We start from the raw sequence: 22229 nt of genomic DNA on the forward strand, positions 1-22229 counted from the left end.
GTCGAGCACCAGCACCCGCTTACCCAGCAGGTTCGCGGCACGCTCGGCGACGGTCAGGCCGAAGAAGCCGGAGCCGACCCGTTGCTTCGACTTCGTCGTGACGCAACGGCGCCTGATCGACGGGACGGCCGCGACCGCCGCTGACGCGGCGGACCCTCCTCGAGGTCGGGTCGTGCGGGGCCGGCTTTGTCAGATCACGCCGGGGATCAACGCCTTTCGGTTCGCCGGGTAGTCGGCGAACTTCTCGCGGTACCAGCGATGTGTCGCGAAGGCGCGGGGCACCAGGTTCCCCGCGGTGATCAGGAAGATCGCCACCCCGGCCAGCGACCAGGTGAGCAGCGCGAACCCCGCCCACGCGATCAGCTCGCCGAGATAGGCCGGGCTGCTGACGAAGCGGAAGCCGCCGCCGTGCGGGACGCGGTACTCGGCGGCGCCGGGATCGTTCTTGTCGCGCAGATTCCGCACGATGGATTCCGACCGCACCAGCAGCGCGAACCCGCCCAGATACACCACCAGCCCGATCAGGAAGCGCGGGTCGGTGAGCCACGCGGTGCTGTACTGATTCTTGTAGTCGTTGCTGAAGAAGGCGCCGTTGAGGTAGCCGTGCAGCGCCGTCACGAACACGCCCGCCCCGACGACCGAGACGTTGAAGGTGCTCTTCTTGCCGGGAATCTGCCGGATCGAGAGCGGGAAGAACCAGCCGCGATTGCCGTAGTGCAGCACCCAGATCGCGGCCAGCACCAGCGGAACGGGCTCGAAGCGGTCGGGGCCGCTCAGGTAGAACACCGCGAACACGACGGTCGCGGGCAGCTCCATCAGCCACCAGCCCAGCTTGGGATCGAGATTGAAGCCCACCGCGTTCGAGGCGAAGCGGCCGTACGGGCTCTGTGCGAACAACCCGCCCACGATGACGAACGCGGCGAAGGCGAAGGCGATGGCCAGCACCGTGTCGTAGGTCGTGTTCCCGGTGTACCAGTCCATCGAGATCCTCTGTCCAACAGGCGCCTGCCACGATCGGCGACGCAAAACTAGAACACGTTCTATCATGGATGGCGCAGGGGGAGCGTGACAATGGAGGACGAACATGCCGGTCGACCGGACCGCTGAAGACCTGCTGGCGGCGGTGCTGGCATCCCCGCGTGCCGTGGCAGCGCACGACAAGGCCGCCTGGGTCGGCCTGTTCGCCGACCGGGCCGCGGTGCACGATCCCTACGGCTCCCGTGAGCACATCGGGCCCGAGGCCATCTCGCGTTTCTATAACGTGTTCATCGCGCCGAACACGATCGCTTTCCGGGTCGAGCGCGACATCGTCGCCGGGCACACGGTCGTGCGCGATCTGCACATCGAGACGACCATGTCGACAGGCGCCACGGTCTCGGTGCCCATGCACCTGCGCTACGACCTGGTCGCGACCGACGGCGGCTGGCGGATCGCCCGGCTCGCCGCGCACTGGGAACTCGGCGTGATGATCGGACGGCTGCTGCGCACCGGCCCCTCGGGCGTACTCGCGGGCGCGAAGCTCGGCTCACAGCTGATCGGTGAGCTCGGCGTCGGCGGCGCGATGGGCATGATGCGCGCGCTGCGGGGCATCGGTGGCCGGGGCAAGAGGGCCGTCCGCGCGCTGTTCACGGCGGCCGCGGCCGGTGACGTCGACGGGGTGCGGGCGCTGCTCGACGAGCGCACCGTGATCGAACTCCCCGCCGGGAACCCGATCGGGGTCGCGGCATTCGCCGACCGGGCGCGGGGGATGGAGTGGGACAAGCTGATCGCCGCCGGGCGCACGGTGAGCGCCAGCGTGCGGCTCGGCGACGCGCGCGGAATCGCGTTCGTCGACTTCGCGGCCGATCGCCCGAGTGTCACAGCGGTGCGCGTTTTTCTCGACAGCTGACCGCGCTCGCCGCCACCGCGACCGCCGGGGGCGGCACTTCGTCGCCCGGCAGCGCGGCTGCCGGCGATGGTTCGCACCCCGACCAGCGCCGGGTGGGCCGCGGCGGCGCGGAGTTCCGGCGAAAGCCGGGCCGACTGCGGGGCGCGGATCGGGTGCGTGTGCCGAACCCGCGCGGTAGGTTCGGATTCAGGCCGACGTCTGGAGGTTCGTGTGCATCTGCGTGGTGTGGTTCTTCCCGGGGACATCGAACGTGACCTCTGGGTCGTCGACGGCGCCGTGACCTTCGAGCCGGTGCCGGGGGCCGAAACCCTGTGCCGCGCAGGGTGGATCGTCCCTGGTCTGGTCGACGCGCACTGCCACGTCGGCATCCGCTACGGCGGCGGGGACGAGACCCACGACGGTGCCGTCGAGCAGGCCGAGACCGAACGCGACGCGGGCGCGCTGCTGCTGCGCGACGCGGGTTCGCCGATCGACACCCGGTTCATCGACGAGCACGCCGAACTCCCGCGCATCATCCGCGCCGGCCGCCACATCGCCCGCCCGAAGCGCTACATCCGCGAACTCGGCATCGAACTCGACGACGAGCGCGACCTGCCCGAGATCGTCGCCGAGCAGGCGCGCTTCGGCGACGGCTGGGTCAAGATCGTGGGCGACTGGATCGACCGCTCGGTCGGCGACCTGCGCCCGCTGTGGAGCGACGACATCCTGAAACAGGCGATCGACGCCGCCCACGCCAACGGCGCCCGCGTCACCGCGCACGTCTTCGGCGAGGACGCCCTGCCCGGCTTGATCAACGCGGGCATCGACTGCCTCGAGCACGGCACCGGCCTCACCGACGACACCATCGAACTCATGGTCGCCCACGGCACCGCCCTGGTCCCGACCCTGATCAACATCGACACCTTCCCCGGCATCGCCGAGAGCGCCACCAAGTTCCCGGTCTACGCCGCCCACATGCGCGACCTGCACCGCCGCGTCCGCGACACCGTCGGCCGCGCCCACGAGGCCGGCGTCCCGATCTACGCGGGCACCGACGCGGGCGGCTCCATCCGCCACGGCCGCATCGCCGACGAGATCGCCGCCCTGTCCGGCGCGGGCCTCTCGCCCCACGACGCCCTCGGCGCCGCCTCCTGGAACGCCCGCACCTGGCTGGGCCGCGAGTCCGTCACCGAAGGCGCCCCCGCCGACTTCGTCGTCTACGCCGAAGACCCCCGCGACCACCCCGCCGCCCTCACCGACCCGCAATGGGTCGTCCTACGCGGCCTCGTCGTCAAAACCCCGAACCCCGTCACCGGCCACCGCTGACCCCACGCGGCCGCCCGGGCTCTCCGCGCAGGTCCGGTCGATGCTGTCGAGCCTGTCCGACCAGCCCGAACCCGGCGCAAATCGGTGCCGCGTCGCGGCTGTTCGCTGGGCGGACTCGCTACACTTGACAATGCCCGCGTCGCAGGAGCCGATGCCGTGGGGAACGTGTCGCAGTTCGAGTGGCCATCACTGGTGCACGGGGAGGTCGGACGAAATGACCATGAGTGCCGAGGTTTCGATGATCCACCCGCTGGGCCCGACGACCGTGCAAGACTGGCTCGCCGAAGAGCAGCCGGTGGATGGATCGCGACTCGAACTCATCTGGGGGTACCTGCACATGACGCCGCCGCCGGGTGGTCCGCACCAGTACGCCGCCGGTGAGTTGTTCGTCGCGCTGCGCGGAGCTGTTCGCGCGAGCGGCCGCGCGGATCTCACCGCGCTGCCCGCGGTAGGTGTTCGTATCAGCACGTCGCTCCGTATCGGGGTGATCCCTGATGTCTCGGTGGTCAGTGTTCCGCCCGACCGTGTCAACTTCGCGGCCGAGGACCTCGTTCTCGCCGTGGAGATCTGGTCTCCTGGCAATACCCGCGCAGAGCGAGACACCAAGATCGCCGCGTACGCCTCGGCCCGCGTGCCGTATCTCTGGATCCTCGAACTCCCCGACGGCCGGCCCGCGCGATTCTGGGGTTACAGCCTGGGCGAGACCGGGTACCGCCAGGAGGTCTTCGCCGCCGACGGCGAATCGGTCAAGGCGCCGGGCCCGGTCCCCGTGGTGATCGACACCGCGCGGTTGCGGTGAGGTAGCGCGGAGGCGATTTCGGGTGGGTGGGGCCGGTCTGGCACAATGGTCAACCGTCCTTCCTGGACAGTGTCAGCCCGTCTCCGGTTCCGTACCGCGCGGCGGTCACGCACTCCATGCGCGAAACCGGACCCGCAGACCATGCGGGTCGCCGAATCGCGTGGTGACCACTCCTATCGAAAGAGGCAGATCAGCATGGCTGTTCGCATCAAGCTCACCCGCCTGGGCAAGATCCGCAACCCGCAGTACCGCGTCGTCGTCGCGGACGCCCGCACCCGTCGTGACGGCCGGGCCATCGAGTCCATCGGCAAGTACCACCCGAAGGAAGAGCCTTCGCTGATCGAGATCGATGCCGATCGCGTCGCGTACTGGCTGTCCGTCGGCGCGCAGCCGACCGAGTCGGTGCAGCGCCTGCTGGAGATCACCGGCGACTGGCAGAAGTTCAAGGGCCTGCCGGGCACCGAGGGCACCCTCAAGGTGAAGGCCGCCAAGCCGTCCAAGCTGGACCTGTTCAACGCCGCGCTGGCCGCCGCCGACAACGAGCCCGTCGCCGAGGCCGTCACCCCCAAGAAGAAGGCCGCCAAGAAGGACGAGGCCGCCGCTGAGGCTCCCGCCGCCGAGGCTGCCGAGTAATGACTGCCGTTGTTGCCGATGCCGTCGAACATCTGGTTCGCGGCATCGTCGCCAACCCCGATGACGTCCGCGTCGAGCTGATCACCGGCCGCCGCGGACGCACGGTCGAGGTGCACGTCCACCCTGAGGACCTGGGCAAGGTGATCGGACGCGGTGGTCGCACCGCGACCGCGCTGCGCACCCTGGTCGCCGGTATCGGCGGCCGCGGTATCCGGGTCGACGTGGTCGACACCGACGCCTAGATGGAACTCGTCGTAGGTCGGGTCGCCAAGTCGCACGGCGTGCGCGGCGAACTCGTCGTCGAAGTGCGCACCGACGAGCCGGAGCTCCGGTTCGCGCCGGGCGCCACCCTGCACGGCAGGATGCCGAAAGCGAAGGCGACCCGCGACTACACCGTGAAGTCGGCCCGAGAGCACTCGGGCCGGCTTCTGGTGTTCGTCGATGGCGTCGACGACCGCACCGCCGCCGACGCACTGCGCGGGATGCTGTTCGTCGTCGACAGCGAATCGCTGCCGCCCTCGGACGACGACTCCTATTACGACCATGAGCTCGAGGGCCTCGAGGTCCGGCTCACCGACGGCGCCGTGGTCGGCGAGGTCACCGAGGTGCTGCATTCGGCCGCGGGCGAACTGCTGTCGGTGCGCGCCGCCGACGACGGCCGCGAGATCCTCATTCCCTTTGTCACCGCCATCGTGCCGACCGTGTCGATCGCCGACGGACTGGTGGTCATCGATCCGCCCGAGGGCCTGCTCGATCCGGAGTAATTCGTGCAACTCGACGTCGTCACGATCTTTCCGGAGTACCTGGAGCCGCTGCGCACCGCGCTGCTCGGCAAGGCCGTCGACAAGGGCCTGATCTCGATCGGTGTGCACGATCTGCGTCGCTGGACCCACGACGTGCACAAGTCCGTCGACGATTCGCCCTACGGCGGCGGTCCCGGCATGGTCATGAAGCCGACCGTCTGGGGCGACGCGCTCGACGAGGTGTGCCCCGACGACGCCCTGCTCGTCGTCCCCACGCCGGCGGGGGTGCCATTCACCCAGGCCACCGCCCAGCGCTGGTCCACCGAGCGGCATCTGGTCTTCGCGTGCGGCCGCTACGAGGGCATCGACCAGCGCGTCTTCGACGACGCCGCCCGCCGCGTCCGGGTGGAAGAGGTGAGCATCGGCGACTACGTGCTCATCGGCGGCGAGGCCGCGGTACTGGTGATGACCGAGGCCGTGGTGCGCCTGATCCCCGGCGTCCTCGGCAATCAGCAATCCCACCAGGAGGATTCGTTCTCCGACGGCCTGCTCGAGGGCCCGAGCTACACCCGCCCGGTGTCTTGGCGCGGTCTGGACGTGCCGCCGGTCCTGCTCTCCGGCGACCACGCCAAGGTGGCCGCCTGGCGGCACGAACAGGCGCTGGAACGCACCCGCGCGCGCCGCCCCGATCTGCTGCCGGAGTAGCGGCCGTCAGGTCGTGACGGACCTGGTGGTGATGCAGAACGGATGACCGGCCGGGTCGAGCAGCACTCGCCAGCGCGGATCCTGTTGCACCGGAGCGGGTTTCGCGCCGATCGCGAGGGCGTGCTGTTCACACAGGGCCAGATCGGCGTCGGCGGCGAGCTCCAGCTGCACGGCGGCGCTCCCCGGCCATTGCGGCGGGTAGTAGTTCTCGACGCGTTGCGCGGCCAGGGTCAGCCCGGACGGAATGCGGATTCCCACGCTGTGCGCGTCGTTCCACAACACGCGGCCGCCGAGCAACCCCAGATAGAAGCGGGCGAGGGTCTCGGGGTCGTCACAGTCGAGCGAGACACCGGCCAGGTGGAAAGGCTCCGTCATCGGACCGACGGTACCGGTCCGGACGGGCATCGAGATTGTTTTGTCGCAAAGGCAATTGGGTATTCACCTGGGTTGTTCGCTACGTGGAAGTCCACGCTGGGGATTGCTCGTTCCATCCGGAACGGGTCCGGCGATCGCTGTGCACCGCCGGTCGGCCATCGCGTCATCGATGCGCGCAGTTCAGGCCTTGTGTCCCTTGCGAATTCGAGGCGACGCTAGACGGTCGCGGTGAGGATGCCGCCGGGCGACCCGGGCATACCGGACATCGAGGCGACGGTCGATCCGCGCGCACCCGGCACCGGAGCGCTCGGTCGGCGCGTGACAAATCCCACATCAGGGCAGCAGTCGATGCCGCCGGGCGAGCACGACCGCCTCGTGCCTGGTGCGCGCATCGAGCTTGCTCATCGCCTGCCGCAGATAGCTCTTGACCGTCTCGGCCCCGAGTGAGAGCCGCAGCGCCGCTTCCTGATTCGTACAGCCGAGCGCGATCTGGGCGAGCACGTCGAGTTCGCGCCGCGACAGCCGCGGCACCGCCTCGGTGGACTCGCCGACGAGCACGCCGGTGAGCCGGTCGCAGAGACCGGTGAGCCGGTCGCGCAGCGCCGCGTCGCCCGCGTCGGCGGCCAGGGTTCGCAGCTCGGCGTGGATCCCGCGGAGCTCCTCGGTGACCTCCGGGGCGGCCGACGGCGCCGGGGCGGTGAGCGCGAGCAGCCGCACCCGCCGATCCACCTCGTCGCGGATCGCGATCTCGGTCGCGAGCCGCCTGCCCGCCTGCACGACCACCTCGGTCGTCCGATCGCCGAGCGTGCTCGTGCCGCGGGTCGCCGCGTAGAGCACGGCTCTCGGTCGGTCGGCCACCACGACCGGCACCGCGACCACCGAGCGCAGGCCCTCGCCGACGACCGGCCCGTCGTAGTGGTGGGTGATCGAGGAGGCGCCGCGATAGTCGGCCACCGCCGCGGGCCGGTGATGCTCCATGACCTGGCCACCCAGCCCGGACGTGCGCAGCACCGTGAGCCCGCGCAGCCCGGTGGTGACGGTGCCGACGAACTCCGTGAGCAGGAGTGCGTCCTCGTCGACGGGCCCGCCGAAGACCACCGGGACATTCGCCCGGCGCGCCACCCAGCGGATCTCGGCGCGCAGCGCATCACCGTCGCGCGGACGCAGCAGGGAAGTGGCCGACATGGTCACCCCTTTTCGGGGGTAGTAGCGAACGTGAGGTGTGCCACATTCTAAGGGAGACCTGGCGGCCCGGCCCAGGGTGTTGGAGGAGAACGACGATGACTACCGACCTGGACGCGCGCGTACGCGACCTGCTCACCCGCTACGACGCACCGGAGGCCTGCGCGGCCCACCTGCTGTGTGATCGGCATCCGGCCGAGCGGATCGCCTTCACCGTCGTCGAGTCGGACCTGAGCGCGCACGACCTGACCTACGGCGAACTGCGCGAGCGGTCGGCGCGATTCGCGGCCGCCCTCGCCGAGCTCGGCGTCGGCCCCGGTGACCGGGTGGCCACCCTGATGGCCAAGTCCGCCGATCTGGTGGTGGCGCTGCTGGGGATCTGGCGACGCGGCGCGGTGCACGTGCCGCTGTTCACCGCCTTCGCCCCGCCCGCCGTCGGCTTCCGGCTCGCCGCGAGCCGGGCCGCGGTCGTGATCGCCGACGCCGACCAGGCCCCGAAACTGGCGAGCGAGGACATCCCGGCCGACCCGCACCGCCGGACCATAGTCGTCGGCGGCGACACGGTGCCGGGCACGCTCTCGTTCGCGGATCTGCTCGCTGCGCACGAGCCCGACGACCCGCGCGCGGAGCCGGTGGCGGTCGGCGGTGACGGCCTGCTCATCCAGCTGTTCACCAGTGGCACCACCGGCACACCGAAGGGCGTGCCGATCCCGGTGCGCGCGCTCGCCTCGTTCCACGCCTACCAGGAATTCGCCCTGGACGTGCGGCCGGAGGACGTCTACTGGAACGCCGCCGACCCGGGCTGGGCCTACGGCCTCTACTACGCGATCCTGGCGCCGCTGGCCTCGGGCGTGCGCAGTCTGCTGCTGCACGCCGGGTTCTCCGCGCCGCTCACCGTGGAGGTGCTGCGCCGCTTCGGCGTCACCAACTTCGCGGCGGCACCGACGGTGTACCGTGCGCTGCGCGCGGGTGCCACGCCCGAGGGGATCACGCTGCGGCGGGCGTCCTCGGCGGGCGAACCGCTCACCCCCGATGTGGTGGCGTGGTCGGAGCAGTCGCTCGGCGTCGCCGTGCGCGACCACTACGGCCAGACCGAACACGGCATGGTCATCTGCCACGCCTGGCATCCGGAGCTGGACCGGCCCGCCCCGCTCGGGTCGATGGGCGCCGAGCTGCCCGGCTGGCGCTGCGCGGTGCTGTCCGACGACGCCGACGTGGAGGCGGCGCCGGGCGAAATCGGCCGCGTCGCGATCGACACCCACCACAGTCCGCTGCTGTGGTTCCTCGGCTACCTCGACGCCCCCGAGCGCACGGCCGACCGCTTCACCGCCGACGGCCGCTGGTATCTGACCGGCGACGTGGGTTCCCGCGACGCCGACGGCTTCTTCCGCTTCAGTTCCCGCGACGACGACGTGATCATCATGGCCGGCTACCGGATCGGCCCCTTCGAGGTCGAGAGCGTGCTCGTGCTGCACGACGAGGTCGTGGAGGCCGCCGTGGTCGGCATGCCCGACGAGCTGCGCGGCGAGGTGCTCGAAGCCTTCGTGGTGACCCGCGACGGCGGCGACGGCAGCCCCGAGCTGGCCGCTGAGCTGCAACAGCTGGTGAAAGACAAGTTCGCGGCGCACGCCTACCCGCGAACCGTGCATTTCGTGGCGAGTCTGCCCAAGACTCCCAGTGGAAAAGTGCAGCGATTCCTGCTGCGCGGCAAGGAGAACCGCTGATGTCCGAATTGAGCTACACCCATGGCCTCGCCGATGTCGCGCTGCTCGGCGACACCATCGGCGCGAATCTCGATCGCACGGTCGCGGCCTTCCCCGGCAACGACGCGCTGGTGGACCGTCCCACCGGCCGCCGCTGGACCTACCGTGAGCTGGGCACGGCGGTCGACGCCGTCGCGACCGGGCTGGCCGCGCGCGGCATCGTCGCGGGTGACCGGGTGGGGATCTGGGCGCCGAACTGCGCGGAGTGGTTCCTGGTGCAGTACGCGACGGCCAAGCTCGGCGCGATCCTGGTCAACATCAATCCGGCCTATCGGACCAGCGAACTCGAGTACGTCCTCGGGCAGTCCGGCGCGCGCATGCTGGTCGCCGCGCCCGAGTTCAAGACCTCGAACTATGTGGACATGATCGAGCAGGTGCGCCCGAACTGCGCGGCCCTGGAACAGGTGCTGATCCTGGGGACCGACGAGTGGCGGGCGGTGGCCGACACCGCCCCCGACACCGACCGGCTGGCCGCGATCGCGGCGACCTTGTCCGCCGACGACCCGATCAACATCCAGTACACCTCGGGGACAACCGGTTTCCCGAAGGGTGCGACCCTGAGCCACCACAACATCCTCAACAACGGCTTCTTCGTCGGGGAACTGTGCGGATACACCGAGGCCGACCGGATCTGCGTGCCGGTGCCGTACTACCACTGCTTCGGTATGGTCATGGGCAATCTCGCGGCGACCTCGCACGGCGCGGCCATCGTGATCCCGGCCCCGTCCTTCGACCCGGCCGCCACCCTGGCCGCCGTCGCCGCCGAGCGCTGCACCTCGCTCTACGGCGTGCCGACGATGTTCATCGCGATGCTCGCCGAACTCGACGGCGGGGCGACCCCCGACCTGTCGAGCCTGCGCACCGGCATCATGGCGGGCTCGCCCTGTCCGGTCGAGGTGATGAAGCGGGTGATCGATCGGATGGGCATGGCCGAGGTCTCCATCTGCTACGGCATGACCGAGACCTCGCCGGTGTCCACCCAGACCCGCCGCGACGACAGCATCGACCGGCGCACCGCCACCGTCGGCCGGGTCGGGCCGCACCTCGAGGTCAAGGTGGTCGACCCCGGCACCGGCCGCACGCTGCCGCGTGGCGAGGCGGGAGAGCTGTGTACCCGCGGCTATTCGGTGATGCTCGGCTACTGGGACCAGCCCGACAAGACCGCCGAGGCGATCGACGCGGCACGCTGGATGCACACCGGCGACATCGGCGTGATGGACGACGACGGCTATGTCTCGGTCACCGGCCGGATCAAGGACATGGTGATCCGCGGCGGCGAGAACATCTACCCGCGCGAGATCGAGGAATTCCTCTACACCCACCCCGACGTCGTCGATGCCCAGGTGATCGGTGTGCCCGACCCGAAATACGGTGAGGAACTGATGGTCTGGCTGCGCCTGCGCGAGGGCGCCACCCCGCTCGACGCCACCGCGATCCGCGATTTCTGCACCGGCCGCCTGGCCCACTACAAGATTCCCCGCTACGTCCACGTCGTCGACGAGTTCCCGATGACGGTCACCGGAAAGGTCCGCAAAGCCGAGATGCGCGAACTCGCCAGGGAGATCCTGGGCTGATCACCGGGAAACCGGCCTGCTTCGCTCCGCCGTGATCTTCGAGTCCTGATAGCGTTTCCGGCGAATCGCCGGGGCGCACCCGGCGAACCGAAGGTCTTGGGGGAGCGGGTGATCCGTAGCGCGGGCAGGGTGGCGGCGGTGGTCGGCGCGTTGGTCGTCACGGCGACCGGGGGCAGCGCGGGTGCCGATCCGGGCATCTTCGTGCTCCCTGCGCCGACCGGCGCGCACCCGGTGGGGACTACGACCCTGCATCTGGTCGACGAGGCCAGGTCCGACCCCTTCGCGCCCGACCGCGCCAGAGAACTGATGGTCTCGGTGTTCTACCCGGCGACCGAGGTCGGCCGCTACCCGCGCGGGCACTACGCCTCGACCGAACTGGTTCCCGGGCTGGAACAGGCACTCGGCATCGAACTCCCCGGTGCGCTGACCCATTCCCACCGCGGGGCGCCCGCACGGGCCGGAGACGGCTATCCGGTGGTGCTGTACACGCCCGGTGCCGGTGTGTCGCGCGTCCTCGGAACGGGTCTCGCCGAGGACCTGGCCTCCCGGGGCTACGTCGTGGTGACCCTCGACCACACCTACGAGACGGGCCCGGCGGTCGAATTCCCCGGGGGCCGGATCGTGCCGCCGGCGGCGGCGCCGAACGGATTCGACACCGTCATCCGGGAGAAGTACGTCGCCGCGCGACTGGGCGACTTCCGCTTCGTCCTCGACACTCTCGCCCGCATGGCGGACGGCGCGAATCCGGACGCCGAACGGGATCGGTTGCCCGCCGACCTCGGCCGTGTGCTCGATCTCGATCGGGTCGGGGCCGTCGGGCATTCCTCGGGCGGCTACACCGCGGTCGAAGCGATGCACGAGGACCGCCGCATCGACGCCGCGGTCGACATGGACGGGCAGATCGGTGTCGACGAGGCCTTCGGCCGCGCGGTGACCGAGGGCGTGGACCGGCCGACCCTGGTGCTGACCAGCGCGCAGATCGAGGAGGTCGGCGACGCCTATCCCTCGCTGGACGCGTTCTGGCGCTCGGCGACCGGCTGGAAACGGCATCTGGCCGTGGCGAATTCGGCGCACTACGACTTCACCGACATGCCGTCGCTGGTGCCGGCCCCCGCCCGGCCGCAGGCCGCGCGCTACCTCGGGACGATCGACCCGGATCGGATGGCGGCACTGGTCCGCGCCCACGTCGCGGCGATGTTCGACAAGTTCCTGCGGGGACACACCGACACCGTGCTCGATCGTCCCGTCACCGACCCCGAGATCACGACGATCCGATGACCTGGGAGTCCACCGGGTGTCGGGGGAGAGCTGTAGTCTCTGCGGACGTGACGACAGCGCCCGAGACCGACACCACGACCATCCTCGCCAGCGTGGGCAGGCGGATCGCCGACGAACTGGGGGTGCGCGAGACTCAGGTCCGTGCCGCCGTCGAACTGCTCGACGGCGGCTCCACGGTGCCGTTCATCGCGCGCTACCGCAAGGAGGTCACCGGTGGCCTCGACGACGCCCAGCTGCGCCAGCTCGAAGAGCGCCTCGGCTACCTGCGCGAACTCGACGAGCGGCGTGGCGCGATCATCGAATCCATCCGTGGCCAAGGCAAACTCGACCCCGCGCTGCACCAGCAGATCATGCTCGCCGAGACCAAGGCCCGGCTCGAGGACATCTACCTGCCGTACAAGCCCAAGCGCCGCACCAAGGCGCAGATCGCGCGGGAGGCCGGGCACGAGCCGGTGGCCGACGCGCTGATCGGCGACCCCACCACCGACCCGGCCGGCTACACCGCCGAACAGCTCGAGGGCGCCCGCGCCATCCTGGTCGAACGTTTCGCCGAAGACGCCGATCTCGTCGGCGAGCTGCGTGAACTGATGTGGAACCGCGGCCAGGTCACCTCGACGGTGCGCGCGGGCAAGGAGGAGGCGGGCGCCAAGTTCGCCGACTACTTCGAGTTCAGCGAGCCCTTCCACAAGCTGCCCTCCCATCGCATCCTGGCGCTGCTGCGCGGCGAGAAGGAAGAGGTGCTCACCCTGCACCTCGAACCCGACACCGAGGAGCCCGAGCCCGGCGCGCGCACCATTTACGAGGGCCGCATCGCGGTCGCCTTCGGCATCGCCGACCAGGGCCGCCCCGCCGATTCCTGGCTGCTCGACACCGTGCGCTGGGCCTGGCGCACCAAACTCCAGGTGAGCCTGGGCATCGACACCCGCATGCGGTTGCGGCAGGCGGCGGAGAAGGACGCGGTCGACGTGTTCGCCGCCAACCTGCGCGACCTGCTGCTGGCCGCCCCGGCGGGCACCCGCACCACCATGGGCCTCGACCCGGGCTACCGCACCGGGGTGAAGGTCGCCGTCGTCGACGCCACCGGCAAGGCCGTCGCGACCGAGGTCATCTACCCGCACAAGCCCCAGGGCCAGACCGAGAAGTCGCTCGCCGTGCTGGCCGCGCTGGTGGCGCGATTCAACGTCGAGCTCATCGCGATCGGCAACGGCACGGCTTCTCGCGAGACCGATGCCCTTGCCGCCGAACTCATCTCGCGCATCCCCGAGAACAAGCCGACCAAGATCGTGGTCTCCGAGGCGGGCGCGTCGGTGTACTCGGCCTCGGCCTACGCCTCGGCCGAGCTGCCCGGCATGGACGTCTCGCTGCGCGGCGCGGTCTCCATCGCCCGCCGTCTGCAGGACCCGCTGGCGGAGCTGGTGAAGATCGATCCGAAGTCGATCGGCGTCGGCCAGTACCAGCACGACGTGTCCGAGACGCTGCTGGCCCGCTCGCTGGGCGCGGTCGTCGAGGACGCGGTGAACGCGGTCGGCGTCGACGTGAACACGGCCTCGGTGCCGCTGCTGTCCCGCGTCTCGGGTGTGTCCGGCTCGGTGGCGGAAAGCATTGTGGCGCACCGCGACCAGAACGGCCCCTTCCGCAGTCGTACGGCGCTGCTGGAGGTGCCGCGGCTCGGGCCCAAAGCGTTCGAGCAGTGCGCGGGCTTCCTGCGGATCCGCGGCGGCGACGACCCGCTCGACACCTCCGCGGTGCACCCGGAGGCTTACCCCGTCGTGCGCCGGATCCTCGAGCACACCGGTCGTCCGGTGGCCGAGGTCATCGGCAACACCAGCACGCTGCGCGCGCTGCGGCCCGCCGACTTCACCGACGAGAAGTTCGGTGTGCCGACCGTCAGCGACATCATCGCCGAGCTCGAGAAGCCGGGGCGCGACCCGCGTCCGGAGTTCAAGACCGCCGAGTTCGCGGCGGGCGTGGAGAAGGTCGCCGACCTCGAGCCGGGCATGGTGCTCGAGGGCGTCGTGACCAATGTGGCCGCCTTCGGCGCGTTCGTCGACGTCGGCGTGCACCAGGACGGTCTCGTGCACGTGTCGGCCATGTCGCACACCTTCGTCAAGGATCCGCGCGAGGTGGTCAAGTCCGGCGACGTGGTGAAGGTGAAGGTGCTCGAGGTCGACGTGGCCCGGCAGCGGATCGGTTTGAGTTTGCGACTCGACGACGAGCCCGGCAAGCCCGCGCAGGGGGACAATCGTGGTGGCGGCGCACCGCGCGGCCAAGGCCGGGGCCAGGGCCGTCCGCAGGGCGGGCGTGGTCAGGGCTCGGAACGTGGACAGGCGCAGGGACGCGGCCAGGCCCAAGGGCGTGGCGGCAACCAGCGCAGGCAGGCGGCCGAGCCGAGCGGATCGATGGCCGACGCGCTGCGCCGGGCGGGATTCGGCGGCAAGTAACTCGACGGCAGGCGGTCGGCATGCGACGGTGGCTCGAAGACGACGTGATCGCGCACGGCCGCCTGCCCCTGCTGTGCTTCCTGCTCGGGTTCATCCTCGGGTTCCTGGTCATCCGGGTCAGCGTCCGGATGATCAGGGCGAATGTGCGGTGGTGGCCGGGCAACATCAAGGCGGGCGACACCCACATCCACCACATGGTGTTCGGTGTCATCACGGTGCTGCTGTCGGGCATCGGGCTGATCGCGACCGCCGAGGACTCCACCCAGGTCACCTCGAGCGTGCTCGCCACCCTGTTCGGCATCGGCGCCGCACTGGTGCTCGACGAGTTCGCGCTCATCTTCTATCTGCGTGACGTCTACTGGGAGGAGCAGGGCCGCACCTCGGTCGACGCGGTCTTCGTCGCCCTGGCCGTCACCGGCCTGCTGCTGCTCGGCGTGCAACCGGCCACCTTCCTCGACTACGACGACTTCCGGGAATCGCGGGGCATCTGGATCCGTATCGCGCTGCTGGCGTCGCTGGTGCTGAACCTGGTGCTGGCCGCCGTCGTGATCGCCAAGGGCAAGATCTGGACCGGCCTGTTCGGGATGTTCTTCGCCCCGCTGCTGCTGATCGGCGCCGTCCGGTTGAGCAGGCCGGCCGCCCCGTGGGCGCGCTGGCGCTACGGCGACCGGCCACGCACGATGGCCAGGGCGCTCGCCAGGGAACGTCGCTACCGGCGCCCGGTCATCCGGGCGAAGATCTTCATCCAGGACCTGATCGCGGGCAAACCCGACGTCGAGCACGCCAAGACGGCGGCCGAGGCCGAGCTGCGGCGCAGGGTCGTCGCCGCGCCGCCCGCCCCGCCGCCGCATCCGCATCTGCCGCATCGCAGGCGGGTCGACGAGCCCGTCGACTCGTGACGGGGACCGCCCGATTTCAGCCGCGGCCGCCCGGTCTGGCACAATGAACCGGTTGCCTTGGACGGGTCATGTCCGAGAGCACTCCTGTTCTGAGCATGAACCGGTCGAGCGCGCGAGTGCCGCCAGGTTCCTCTGTTCGCGCAAAGAATCCGAAAAGGTGGAAAATGAACACCCTTGATTTCGTCGACGAGAAGTCGCTGCGTAGCGATGTCCCCGACTTCCGTCCGGGCGACACCCTGAACGTGCACGTGAAGGTCATCGAAGGCTCGAAGGAGCGCATCCAGGTCTTCAAGGGCGTCGTGATCCGGCGTCAGGGCGGCGGCATCGGCGAGACCTTCACGGTCCGCAAGGTGTCCTTCGGCGTGGGTGTCGAGCGCACCTTCCCGGTGCACAGCCCCAACATCGACCACATCGATGTCGTGACCCGTGGTGACGTGCGTCGCGCCAAGCTGTACTACCTGCGCGATCTGCGCGGCAAGGCCGCCAAGATCAAGGAAAAGCGCTGATCTTGCGGTAGCTGATTCCAGCACACAGTTTTCCGGTGGCCCGGCGCTCCGACTTCGGTCGGGGCGCCGGGCTACTCTGTTCGGCGTGGCAGACGAAAGTGGGTCGGTGTCGGTGTCCGATTCGGGCGACGAAGGTGGGCGGCGCAAACGAGCGCGCGGCGCGAAGAAGCAGCGGCCGTTCTGGCAGGAGTTGCCGATTCTGATCGTGATCGCCGCGGTGATCGCCGCGCTGATGGTGACTTTCGTGGGCAGGCCCTATGTGATCCCGTCGCAGTCGATGGAGAACACGCTGCTGATCGGCGACCGCATCTACGTCGAGAAGATCAGTTACTACGGGTCCGAACCCGGCCCCGGCGATGTCGTGGTCTTCGTCGGCCCGCCGTCGTGGAACGGGCACTACAAGTCCGTGCGTTCGGACAACACCGTCATCCGCGGAGTGCAGAACTTCCTCTCCTACTTCGGCCTGGTGCCGCCCGACGAGAACGACCTCGTCAAGCGCGTCATCGCCGTCGGTGGGCAGACCGTGCAGTGCTGTGACCCGCAGGGCCGGGTCATGGTCGACGGCAAACCGCTCGACGAGCCCTACATCAAGAAGGACTACCCCTGGTTCACCGACCGCCCCAACGCGGTCTACCCGGCAGGCCGCGTATTCGGCCCGGTGAAGGTGCCCGAGGGCAACCTGTGGGTGATGGGCGACAACCGCAACGAGTCGGCCGATTCCCGCGCCCACGTCAGCGATGACCTGCAGGGCACGGTGCCGGTGGACAATGTGCGCGGCAAGACCGTCTTCAAGATCTGGCCGCCGGGCCGGATGGGTCCGGTCAAGAGCCAGAACGCGCAGGAAAACTGAGACACGGGGACAATCGAACTGTGGGGCAGGATCGGACCAACTGGCCGCCGCGGGTGGTGATGCGCCGGGCCGGGGGACTACGCACACTCGAGGCGGCGCTCATCCGCGGTGGCCTCGGCCCGGTGGCCGGTGTCGACGAGGCGGGACGGGGCCCGTGCGCGGGGCCCTTGGTGATCGCGGCGTGCCTGCTCGCGCCCAAGGCCTACGACAAGCTGTCCGGGCTCGACGACTCCAAGAAACTCACCGAGGCGGCCCGTGAGGAGCTGTTCCCGGTCGTTCAGCGGTTGGCGCTGGCGTGGAGCGTCGTCGTGGTGCCCGCCTGGGAGATCGACTCGATCGGCATCCACGTGGCCAATATCGAGGGCATGCGCCGGGCCGTGGCGGGTCTGGGGCGCACCCCTGGCTACATCCTCACCGACGGTTTCAAGGTCCCCGGTCTGCCCGCGCCGTCGTTGCCGGTGATCGGTGGTGACGGCACCGCCGCCTGTATCGCCGCCGCCAGCATCCTGGCCAAGGTGACCAGGGACCGGATGATGGTCGATCTAGACGCACAACACCCCGGATACGGCTTCGCCGCGCACAAGGGCTACAACACGCCCGAGCACACGGCGGCGCTGCGCGAACTCGGACCGAGCACCGAACACCGCCGTTCTTGGCGGAATGTGCGCGACCTCGAGGTGCCGGACGGTAGCCGAGTGGCTCCCCGCGCCGCGCATGCGCGATGATGTCAGCTATGAACGCGGCGCTGCTAGAAGGAGGACTTCCCACCCGATGAGTGCTGAGGACCTCGAGAAGTACGAAACCGAGATGGAACTGTCCCTGTACCGCGAGTACAAGGACATCGTCGGCCAGTTCTCGTACGTGGTGGAGACCGAACGTCGCTTCTACCTGGCCAATTCTGTCGAATTGCGGCCGCAGAACGCCGACGGCGAGGTCTACTTCGAAGTGCGGATGAGCGATGCGTGGGTGTGGGACATGTACCGCCCGGCGCGCTTCGTCAAGCACGTACGGGTGATCACGTTCAAGGACGTGAACATCGAGGAGCTGGAGAAGCCGGACCTGCGGCTGCCCGAGTGATGCCGCCCCGCCCGCCCGTGGTTGTCCACAGGCGGGCGGTTGTCCACAGGTTTGTCGTTTGCCCAGGTCGGCGGACCGAGGCCGACCGCGCCGGGCGGCACGCTGGCAGCCATGGCAGACAAGCAGGCGCTCGGCGCATACGGAGAGAAACTGGCCGCGCAGTATCTGCGTGAGTCGGGCATGGAGATCGTCGCCCGCAATTGGCGATGCCGCTATGGCGAACTGGACCTGATCGTCCAGGACCCGCAGATCACGGCATTCGTCGAGGTGAAGACGCGATCGGGGCTCGGTTTCGGCGTGCCCGCCGAGTCGGTCACCTTCAGCAAGCAGCAGCGGATCCGGCGTCTGGCGCTGCTGTGGCTGGCCGAACAGGAAGGGCCGTGGCGCCGGATCCGGTTCGATGTGGTGTCGGTGCTGGTCCCGCGCGGGCACCGGCCCGTCATCGACCACCTGACCGCCGCGTTCTGATGGCGCTCGGACGAGCGCTGTCGGTCGCGGTGACCGGTGTCGACGGTCAGCTGGTGGAGATCGAGGCCGATATCGGCCAGGGCCTGCCTTCGGTGAATCTGGTCGGGCTACCCGACACCGCGCTGCAGGAGTCGCGTAACCGGGTCAGGTCGGCGGTCGCGAACACGGGCGAGAAGTGGCCGGACGGGCGGGTGATCCTGGCCCTGTCGCCGGCGACGCTGCCGAAGGTGGGCTCCGTGTACGACCTGGCCCTGGCGGTCTCGGTGCTCGATGCCTCGGGCGCGGTACCGGGCGAGCGACTACCGAAGACCGTGCTGCTCGGTGAGCTGGCGCTCGACGGGCGCGTGCGGCGGGTGCGCGGCGTGCTGCCCGCGGTGATCGCGGCGCGCACCGCGGGATTGCCGACCGTGGTGGTGCCCGCCGAAGCGGTGGCCGAGGCCGGCTTGGTCGAGGGCATCGAGGTGCTCGGGGCGACCAGCCTGCGTGCCGTCGTCGCCTGGCTGCGTGGCGAGGGCGCCCTGCTGGAGCCGGACGGGGTCGTCCCCGGCGCGGCGGCGCCCAGCGGTGATCTGAGCGATGTGGTCGGCCAGGACGAGGCGCGCTGGGCACTGGAGGTCGCTGCGGCGGGCGGCCATCACCTGCTGCTCACCGGTCCGCCGGGGATCGGCAAAACCATGCTGGCGCAACGGCTTCCCGGTCTGCTGCCGCCGCTGTCGGAGCCCGAGTCGCTCGAGGTGACGGCGATCCATTCGATGGCGGGGTCCCTGTCGGCCGAGCAGCCGCTGATGACCCTGGCCCCGTTCGTCGCCCCGCATCACTCCACTTCGGTGACCGCGATGATCGGCGGCGGCTCCGGCATGGCCAGGCCGGGCGCGGTGAGCCGGGCTCATCGGGGCGTGCTTTTCCTCGACGAGTGCGCCGAGATCGGCACGAAAGTCCTGGAGGCGCTGCGTACTCCGCTCGAGGAGGGCGAAGTGCGCATCGCCCGGCGCGACGGCGTCGCGCGCTATCCGGCCCGGTTCCAGCTGGTCCTGGCCGCCAACCCCTGTCCGTGCGCGCCTGCCCGCGATGTCGACTGCATCTGCGCGCCCCTGGCCCGGCGCCGCTACCTCGGCAAGCTGTCCGGGCCCCTGCTCGACCGCATCGACATCTGGGTGCAGATGCACGGCCAGGCGGGTGCCACGTTCGGCGACACCAGGGCGGAGACCAGCGCCACGGTGGCCGCGCGGGTGGCCGAGGCCCGCGCGCGGGCCGCGCAGCGCTGGAGCGCCGACGGCTGGGCGACCAATGCCGAAGTGCCAGGGCACATCCTGCGGCAGCGGTTCCGGCTGCCCCGTGAATCGATCGCGCCGATCGATACGGCGTTGCGGCTCGGCCGGATGTCGGCTCGTGGGGCCGATCGCGCGATCCGCGTCGCCTGGACCGTCTGTGATCTGCGGGGTGGCGAGGTGCCGGGTGTGCAGGATGTGCTGTCGGCGTTGAACTTCCGTCAGCGGGGTGCGCAATGAACGGCAGGTCGGCGAGGGTGTGTCGGCGCAGGGCAATCAATCCGGGGGCCGCGGCCGCACCAGCGGCTCACCGGCGTGCACCCGGCACTCACACCGCCGTCGTGCGGATGGTCCGCGGACGGTTCGACGACCGCCACGTCGGCGTGCTTCGCCTAGACGGTGCTCACCGTCTCGCGGGGATGCCTCGACTTCGGCGGTGCGGCACATCGATTCGGGTTCTCGCTGCCGCGGAGTCGTCGCATCGCGGTCGCCGGTCGCGCTATTCCGCGTGCTCGATCGGTGCGATCGACGCCTGCGCCCTCGGCTGTCGCCGGCTGCCGCGGCACGGCGCCGAATCGGCCTCGGCCACCGTCTACGGTGATCCAGCCCGGGCTCGACGGGAACACCCGGCCCGCGAGGTGGGCAAGGCGGCGGGTACCTCATCGGCGCGGCCGGCATGTGATGTCGTCGAGCAAGGCGAACATGCCGCTGACGCCATGGTCCGCGAGGAACGCCCCGGCGGCGCGCGGCTGCGCAAGATCGTCGACCACCGGCCGGTCGCCGACGGCCGTCCGGATGAGGCGGTTGCTCAGTGCGAAGGGCTGTGCGTCCGGCTGCCCGCGTGGTCGTCGACGGGCAACGTGCGATGTGTGCCCATGTCGCCGTTGTCCTTTCGGGAGCAGGGGCCTGCCTGCCGGCGCGGCAGACATCGTCGCCGACGTAGCGACCTTCGCGCTGCTTCGGCCGTCCGTCGACGAGGCGCCCGGTGACCGGGGTGGTCGATCTCGACGGCGGGACGGAGGAGCGGCGATTGGCGTGGGTGTACCTGTCCCGGGTGGTGCAGGGGCCCTGCGCGCCGCTGTCGGCGTTGATCGCGTCGGTGGGCGTGTGTGAAGCCGCGCGCGCGGTCCGCGAGTGCGAGCTGCCGGAGGCGTTGCGCGGGCCGACGGCCGCGCGGCGCGCACTGGATTCGGCGGCGGCGGATCTGGAGACGATGGCGCGGCTCGGTGGGCGGGTCATCACACCCGATGACGCGGAGTGGCCGCAGTGGCGGATGCTCGGGCTGAGTCAGCTCGACACCGATCGGGATCGTGAGGGTGCGGTGCCGCTGGTGCTGTGGGCGCGGGGCCCGCTGTCGTTGCAGGCGGCCTCCGAACGTGCCGTGGCGATGGTCGGTTCGCGCTGCAGCACCGGCTACGGCGTGCAGGTCGCCAGCGAGATCGCCTGCGACCTGGCGGGCCGCAGCTGGACGATCGTCTCCGGTGCCGCCTTCGGCATCGACGCGGCCGCCCACCGGGCGGCACTGGCCGTCGGCGGATCGACGGTCGCCGTCCTGGCGTGCGGTGTCGATCGGCCGTACCCGGCCCAGCACGACCGCCTGCTCACCGCCATCGCCGACACCGGGCTCGTCGTCAGTGAGTATCCGCCGGGCACCAGCGCGCAGAAGCACCGCTTCCTCGCGCGCAACCGGCTGATCGCGACACTGGGCGACGGCGTCCTCGTCGTCGAAGCCGGCTTGCGCAGCGGCGCCCGCAACACGGTGAAGTGGGCGCGCCGCCTCGGCAGGCCGGCCATGGCGGTGCCGGGCCCTGTCGGGTCCGCGTCCTCGGCGGGCTGCCACCGGATGATCCGGGAGGGTGAGGCGCTGCTCGTCACGCGCGCGGAGGATGTCATCGACGAGGCGGGTCCCCTGCGCCTGCCTGCCGCCGACAACGAGGCACCGGACCCCGCTGCCCACCTGCGCGGTGTCGAAGCGGATGTCTACGCGGCCCTCCCCGCCGTCGGCGCCCGCCTCCCCGGCGACCTGGCCCAGCAGTCCGGACACGATCTGGCCACCGTCCGAGCCGTCCTGGTCAGTCTGGAGCTCGCCGGATTGGTCGGCTGCGACTCCGACGGTTGGTTCCGCATCGGATCCCGACGCACCGGCGGGCGTTGAGAGGTACCTGAGCCTGTCCGCCTGGTGAGCTGGACGGCCACCGGTGTGGCAGCGTGAGCGGTTGTCGCGTTCGATGCGAACGTCCAACTGGATGAAGGGGTTTCGAGGATTTCGAGCGACCCGCCTGCGTTTCGGGTCGGCGATGCTGTCGTGGTCGTAGTCGGACCAGATGCTGGTGTCGTGGGCTGCCTACTCGCGAGGCTCGACGACCCCAACCAGCGATCACCCGCAGGGCGCTCCCCTTTCGAACGAAGCCGCCATGCCCGCGATGTTCAACGCATGCAGGATCACGTCGGGGCGGTAGGCCAGGACCGGCCGCG

Annotated in this window: 23 protein-coding genes; 19 read left to right on the forward strand and 4 right to left on the reverse strand. The window is 70.2% G+C overall.

Translation table 11 applies throughout. The annotated features are described in order from the left end of the window. Positions 1 to 117: NAD(P)-binding protein (locus AB0H56_RS12575; protein ID WP_357162020.1), on the reverse strand; the 117-nt coding region annotated here is incomplete at its 3' end. A gap of 72 nt (positions 118 to 189) precedes the next feature. Continuing rightward, positions 190 to 981, reverse strand: a complete 792-nt coding sequence (locus AB0H56_RS12580; protein ID WP_357161300.1) for a 3-oxo-5-alpha-steroid 4-dehydrogenase — start codon at positions 979 to 981, stop codon at positions 190 to 192. A 103-nt stretch (positions 982 to 1084) separates the two neighbouring features. Here AB0H56_RS12580 and AB0H56_RS12585 point away from each other — a divergent pair, with 103 nt between their 5' ends. The 7 genes from AB0H56_RS12585 to trmD all read left to right on the forward strand — a co-directional run bounded on the left by AB0H56_RS12585 (position 1085) and on the right by trmD (position 6073). Then, positions 1085 to 1888 carry a nuclear transport factor 2 family protein gene (locus tag AB0H56_RS12585; protein WP_357161303.1) on the forward strand — a complete coding sequence of 268 codons (804 nt, stop codon included), beginning with the start codon at positions 1085 to 1087 and terminating at the stop codon, positions 1886 to 1888. A 210-nt stretch (positions 1889 to 2098) separates the two neighbouring features. After that, entirely contained in the window at positions 2099 to 3193 is a 1095-nt protein-coding gene (locus tag AB0H56_RS12590) for an amidohydrolase family protein (RefSeq protein WP_357161306.1), read from the forward strand. Between the two features lie 220 nt (positions 3194 to 3413). Next, the gene (locus AB0H56_RS12595) at positions 3414 to 3992 is read left to right on the forward strand and encodes a Uma2 family endonuclease (RefSeq protein WP_357161309.1); all 579 of its coding nucleotides are present in this window, start codon (positions 3414 to 3416) and stop codon (positions 3990 to 3992) included. A gap of 195 nt (positions 3993 to 4187) precedes the next feature. Beyond that, complete coding sequence (gene rpsP, locus AB0H56_RS12600) at positions 4188 to 4625, forward strand: 30S ribosomal protein S16 (protein ID WP_357161312.1); 438 nt, start codon at positions 4188 to 4190, stop codon at positions 4623 to 4625. Continuing rightward, on the forward strand, positions 4625 to 4867 hold the full coding sequence (locus AB0H56_RS12605; protein WP_019048210.1) for an RNA-binding protein: 243 nt from the start codon (positions 4625 to 4627) through the stop codon (positions 4865 to 4867). The genes rpsP and AB0H56_RS12605 overlap by 1 nt, the downstream gene beginning before the upstream one ends. After that, positions 4868 to 5389 (forward strand): ribosome maturation factor RimM, encoded by a 522-nt coding sequence (gene rimM, locus AB0H56_RS12610; protein WP_357161316.1) that lies wholly within the window; start codon positions 4868 to 4870, stop codon positions 5387 to 5389. Positions 5390 to 5392: 3 nt separating this feature from the next. After that, positions 5393 to 6073: a tRNA (guanosine(37)-N1)-methyltransferase TrmD gene (gene trmD / locus AB0H56_RS12615; RefSeq protein ID WP_110035881.1), complete on the forward strand. Its 681-nt coding sequence runs from the start codon at positions 5393 to 5395 to the stop codon at positions 6071 to 6073. Between the two features lie 6 nt (positions 6074 to 6079). On the opposite strand, the gene AB0H56_RS12620 is transcribed toward trmD, so the two are convergent. Both AB0H56_RS12620 and AB0H56_RS12625 read right to left on the reverse strand, forming a co-directional pair. Continuing rightward, entirely contained in the window at positions 6080 to 6448 is a 369-nt protein-coding gene (locus AB0H56_RS12620) for a VOC family protein (protein ID WP_232999913.1), read from the reverse strand. A 333-nt stretch (positions 6449 to 6781) separates the two neighbouring features. Next, the gene (locus tag AB0H56_RS12625; RefSeq protein ID WP_357161320.1) at positions 6782 to 7633 is read right to left on the reverse strand and encodes a LuxR C-terminal-related transcriptional regulator; all 852 of its coding nucleotides are present in this window, start codon (positions 7631 to 7633) and stop codon (positions 6782 to 6784) included. A gap of 95 nt (positions 7634 to 7728) precedes the next feature. Here AB0H56_RS12625 and AB0H56_RS12630 point away from each other — a divergent pair, with 95 nt between their 5' ends. The 12 genes from AB0H56_RS12630 (at position 7729) to dprA (ending at position 21909) form a co-directional block, all read left to right on the forward strand. Further along, positions 7729 to 9354, forward strand: coding sequence for an AMP-binding protein (locus tag AB0H56_RS12630; RefSeq protein WP_357161323.1), 1626 nt, complete (start codon positions 7729 to 7731; stop codon positions 9352 to 9354). Then, complete coding sequence (locus AB0H56_RS12635) at positions 9354 to 10967, forward strand: AMP-binding protein (protein ID WP_357161326.1); 1614 nt, start codon at positions 9354 to 9356, stop codon at positions 10965 to 10967. The genes AB0H56_RS12630 and AB0H56_RS12635 overlap by 1 nt, the downstream gene beginning before the upstream one ends. A gap of 108 nt (positions 10968 to 11075) precedes the next feature. After that, positions 11076 to 12245: a hypothetical protein gene (locus AB0H56_RS12640; protein ID WP_357161329.1), complete on the forward strand. Its 1170-nt coding sequence runs from the start codon at positions 11076 to 11078 to the stop codon at positions 12243 to 12245. Positions 12246 to 12292: 47 nt separating this feature from the next. After that, complete coding sequence (locus tag AB0H56_RS12645) at positions 12293 to 14686, forward strand: Tex family protein (protein WP_357161332.1); 2394 nt, start codon at positions 12293 to 12295, stop codon at positions 14684 to 14686. Between the two features lie 20 nt (positions 14687 to 14706). Continuing rightward, a complete protein-coding gene (locus tag AB0H56_RS12650) occupies positions 14707 to 15585 on the forward strand; it encodes a hypothetical protein (protein ID WP_357161335.1) in 879 nt (292 codons plus the stop codon). A gap of 164 nt (positions 15586 to 15749) precedes the next feature. Then, positions 15750 to 16091, forward strand: coding sequence for a 50S ribosomal protein L19 (gene rplS, locus AB0H56_RS12655; protein WP_019048201.1), 342 nt, complete (start codon positions 15750 to 15752; stop codon positions 16089 to 16091). 106 nt (positions 16092 to 16197) lie between these two features. After that, positions 16198 to 16941: a signal peptidase I gene (gene lepB, locus AB0H56_RS12660; protein ID WP_110035875.1), complete on the forward strand. Its 744-nt coding sequence runs from the start codon at positions 16198 to 16200 to the stop codon at positions 16939 to 16941. A 20-nt stretch (positions 16942 to 16961) separates the two neighbouring features. After that, positions 16962 to 17666 carry a ribonuclease HII gene (locus AB0H56_RS12665; RefSeq protein ID WP_357161338.1) on the forward strand — a complete coding sequence of 235 codons (705 nt, stop codon included), beginning with the start codon at positions 16962 to 16964 and terminating at the stop codon, positions 17664 to 17666. A gap of 46 nt (positions 17667 to 17712) precedes the next feature. After that, on the forward strand, positions 17713 to 18018 hold the full coding sequence (locus tag AB0H56_RS12670; protein ID WP_011210678.1) for a DUF2469 domain-containing protein: 306 nt from the start codon (positions 17713 to 17715) through the stop codon (positions 18016 to 18018). A gap of 111 nt (positions 18019 to 18129) precedes the next feature. After that, positions 18130 to 18486: a YraN family protein gene (locus AB0H56_RS12675; RefSeq protein ID WP_110035873.1), complete on the forward strand. Its 357-nt coding sequence runs from the start codon at positions 18130 to 18132 to the stop codon at positions 18484 to 18486. Continuing rightward, positions 18486 to 19994 (forward strand): YifB family Mg chelatase-like AAA ATPase, encoded by a 1509-nt coding sequence (locus AB0H56_RS12680; RefSeq protein WP_357161340.1) that lies wholly within the window; start codon positions 18486 to 18488, stop codon positions 19992 to 19994. Before AB0H56_RS12675 ends, AB0H56_RS12680 begins: the two co-directional genes overlap by 1 nt. A gap of 745 nt (positions 19995 to 20739) precedes the next feature. Next, positions 20740 to 21909, forward strand: coding sequence for a DNA-processing protein DprA (gene dprA / locus AB0H56_RS12685; protein ID WP_357161344.1), 1170 nt, complete (start codon positions 20740 to 20742; stop codon positions 21907 to 21909). Positions 21910 to 22229: the final 320 nt, after the last annotated feature.

The sequence above is a fragment of the Nocardia sp. NPDC050717 genome (assembly GCF_040654275.1).
In the GTDB taxonomy this organism is placed as follows: Bacteria; Actinomycetota; Actinomycetes; order Mycobacteriales; family Mycobacteriaceae; genus Nocardia.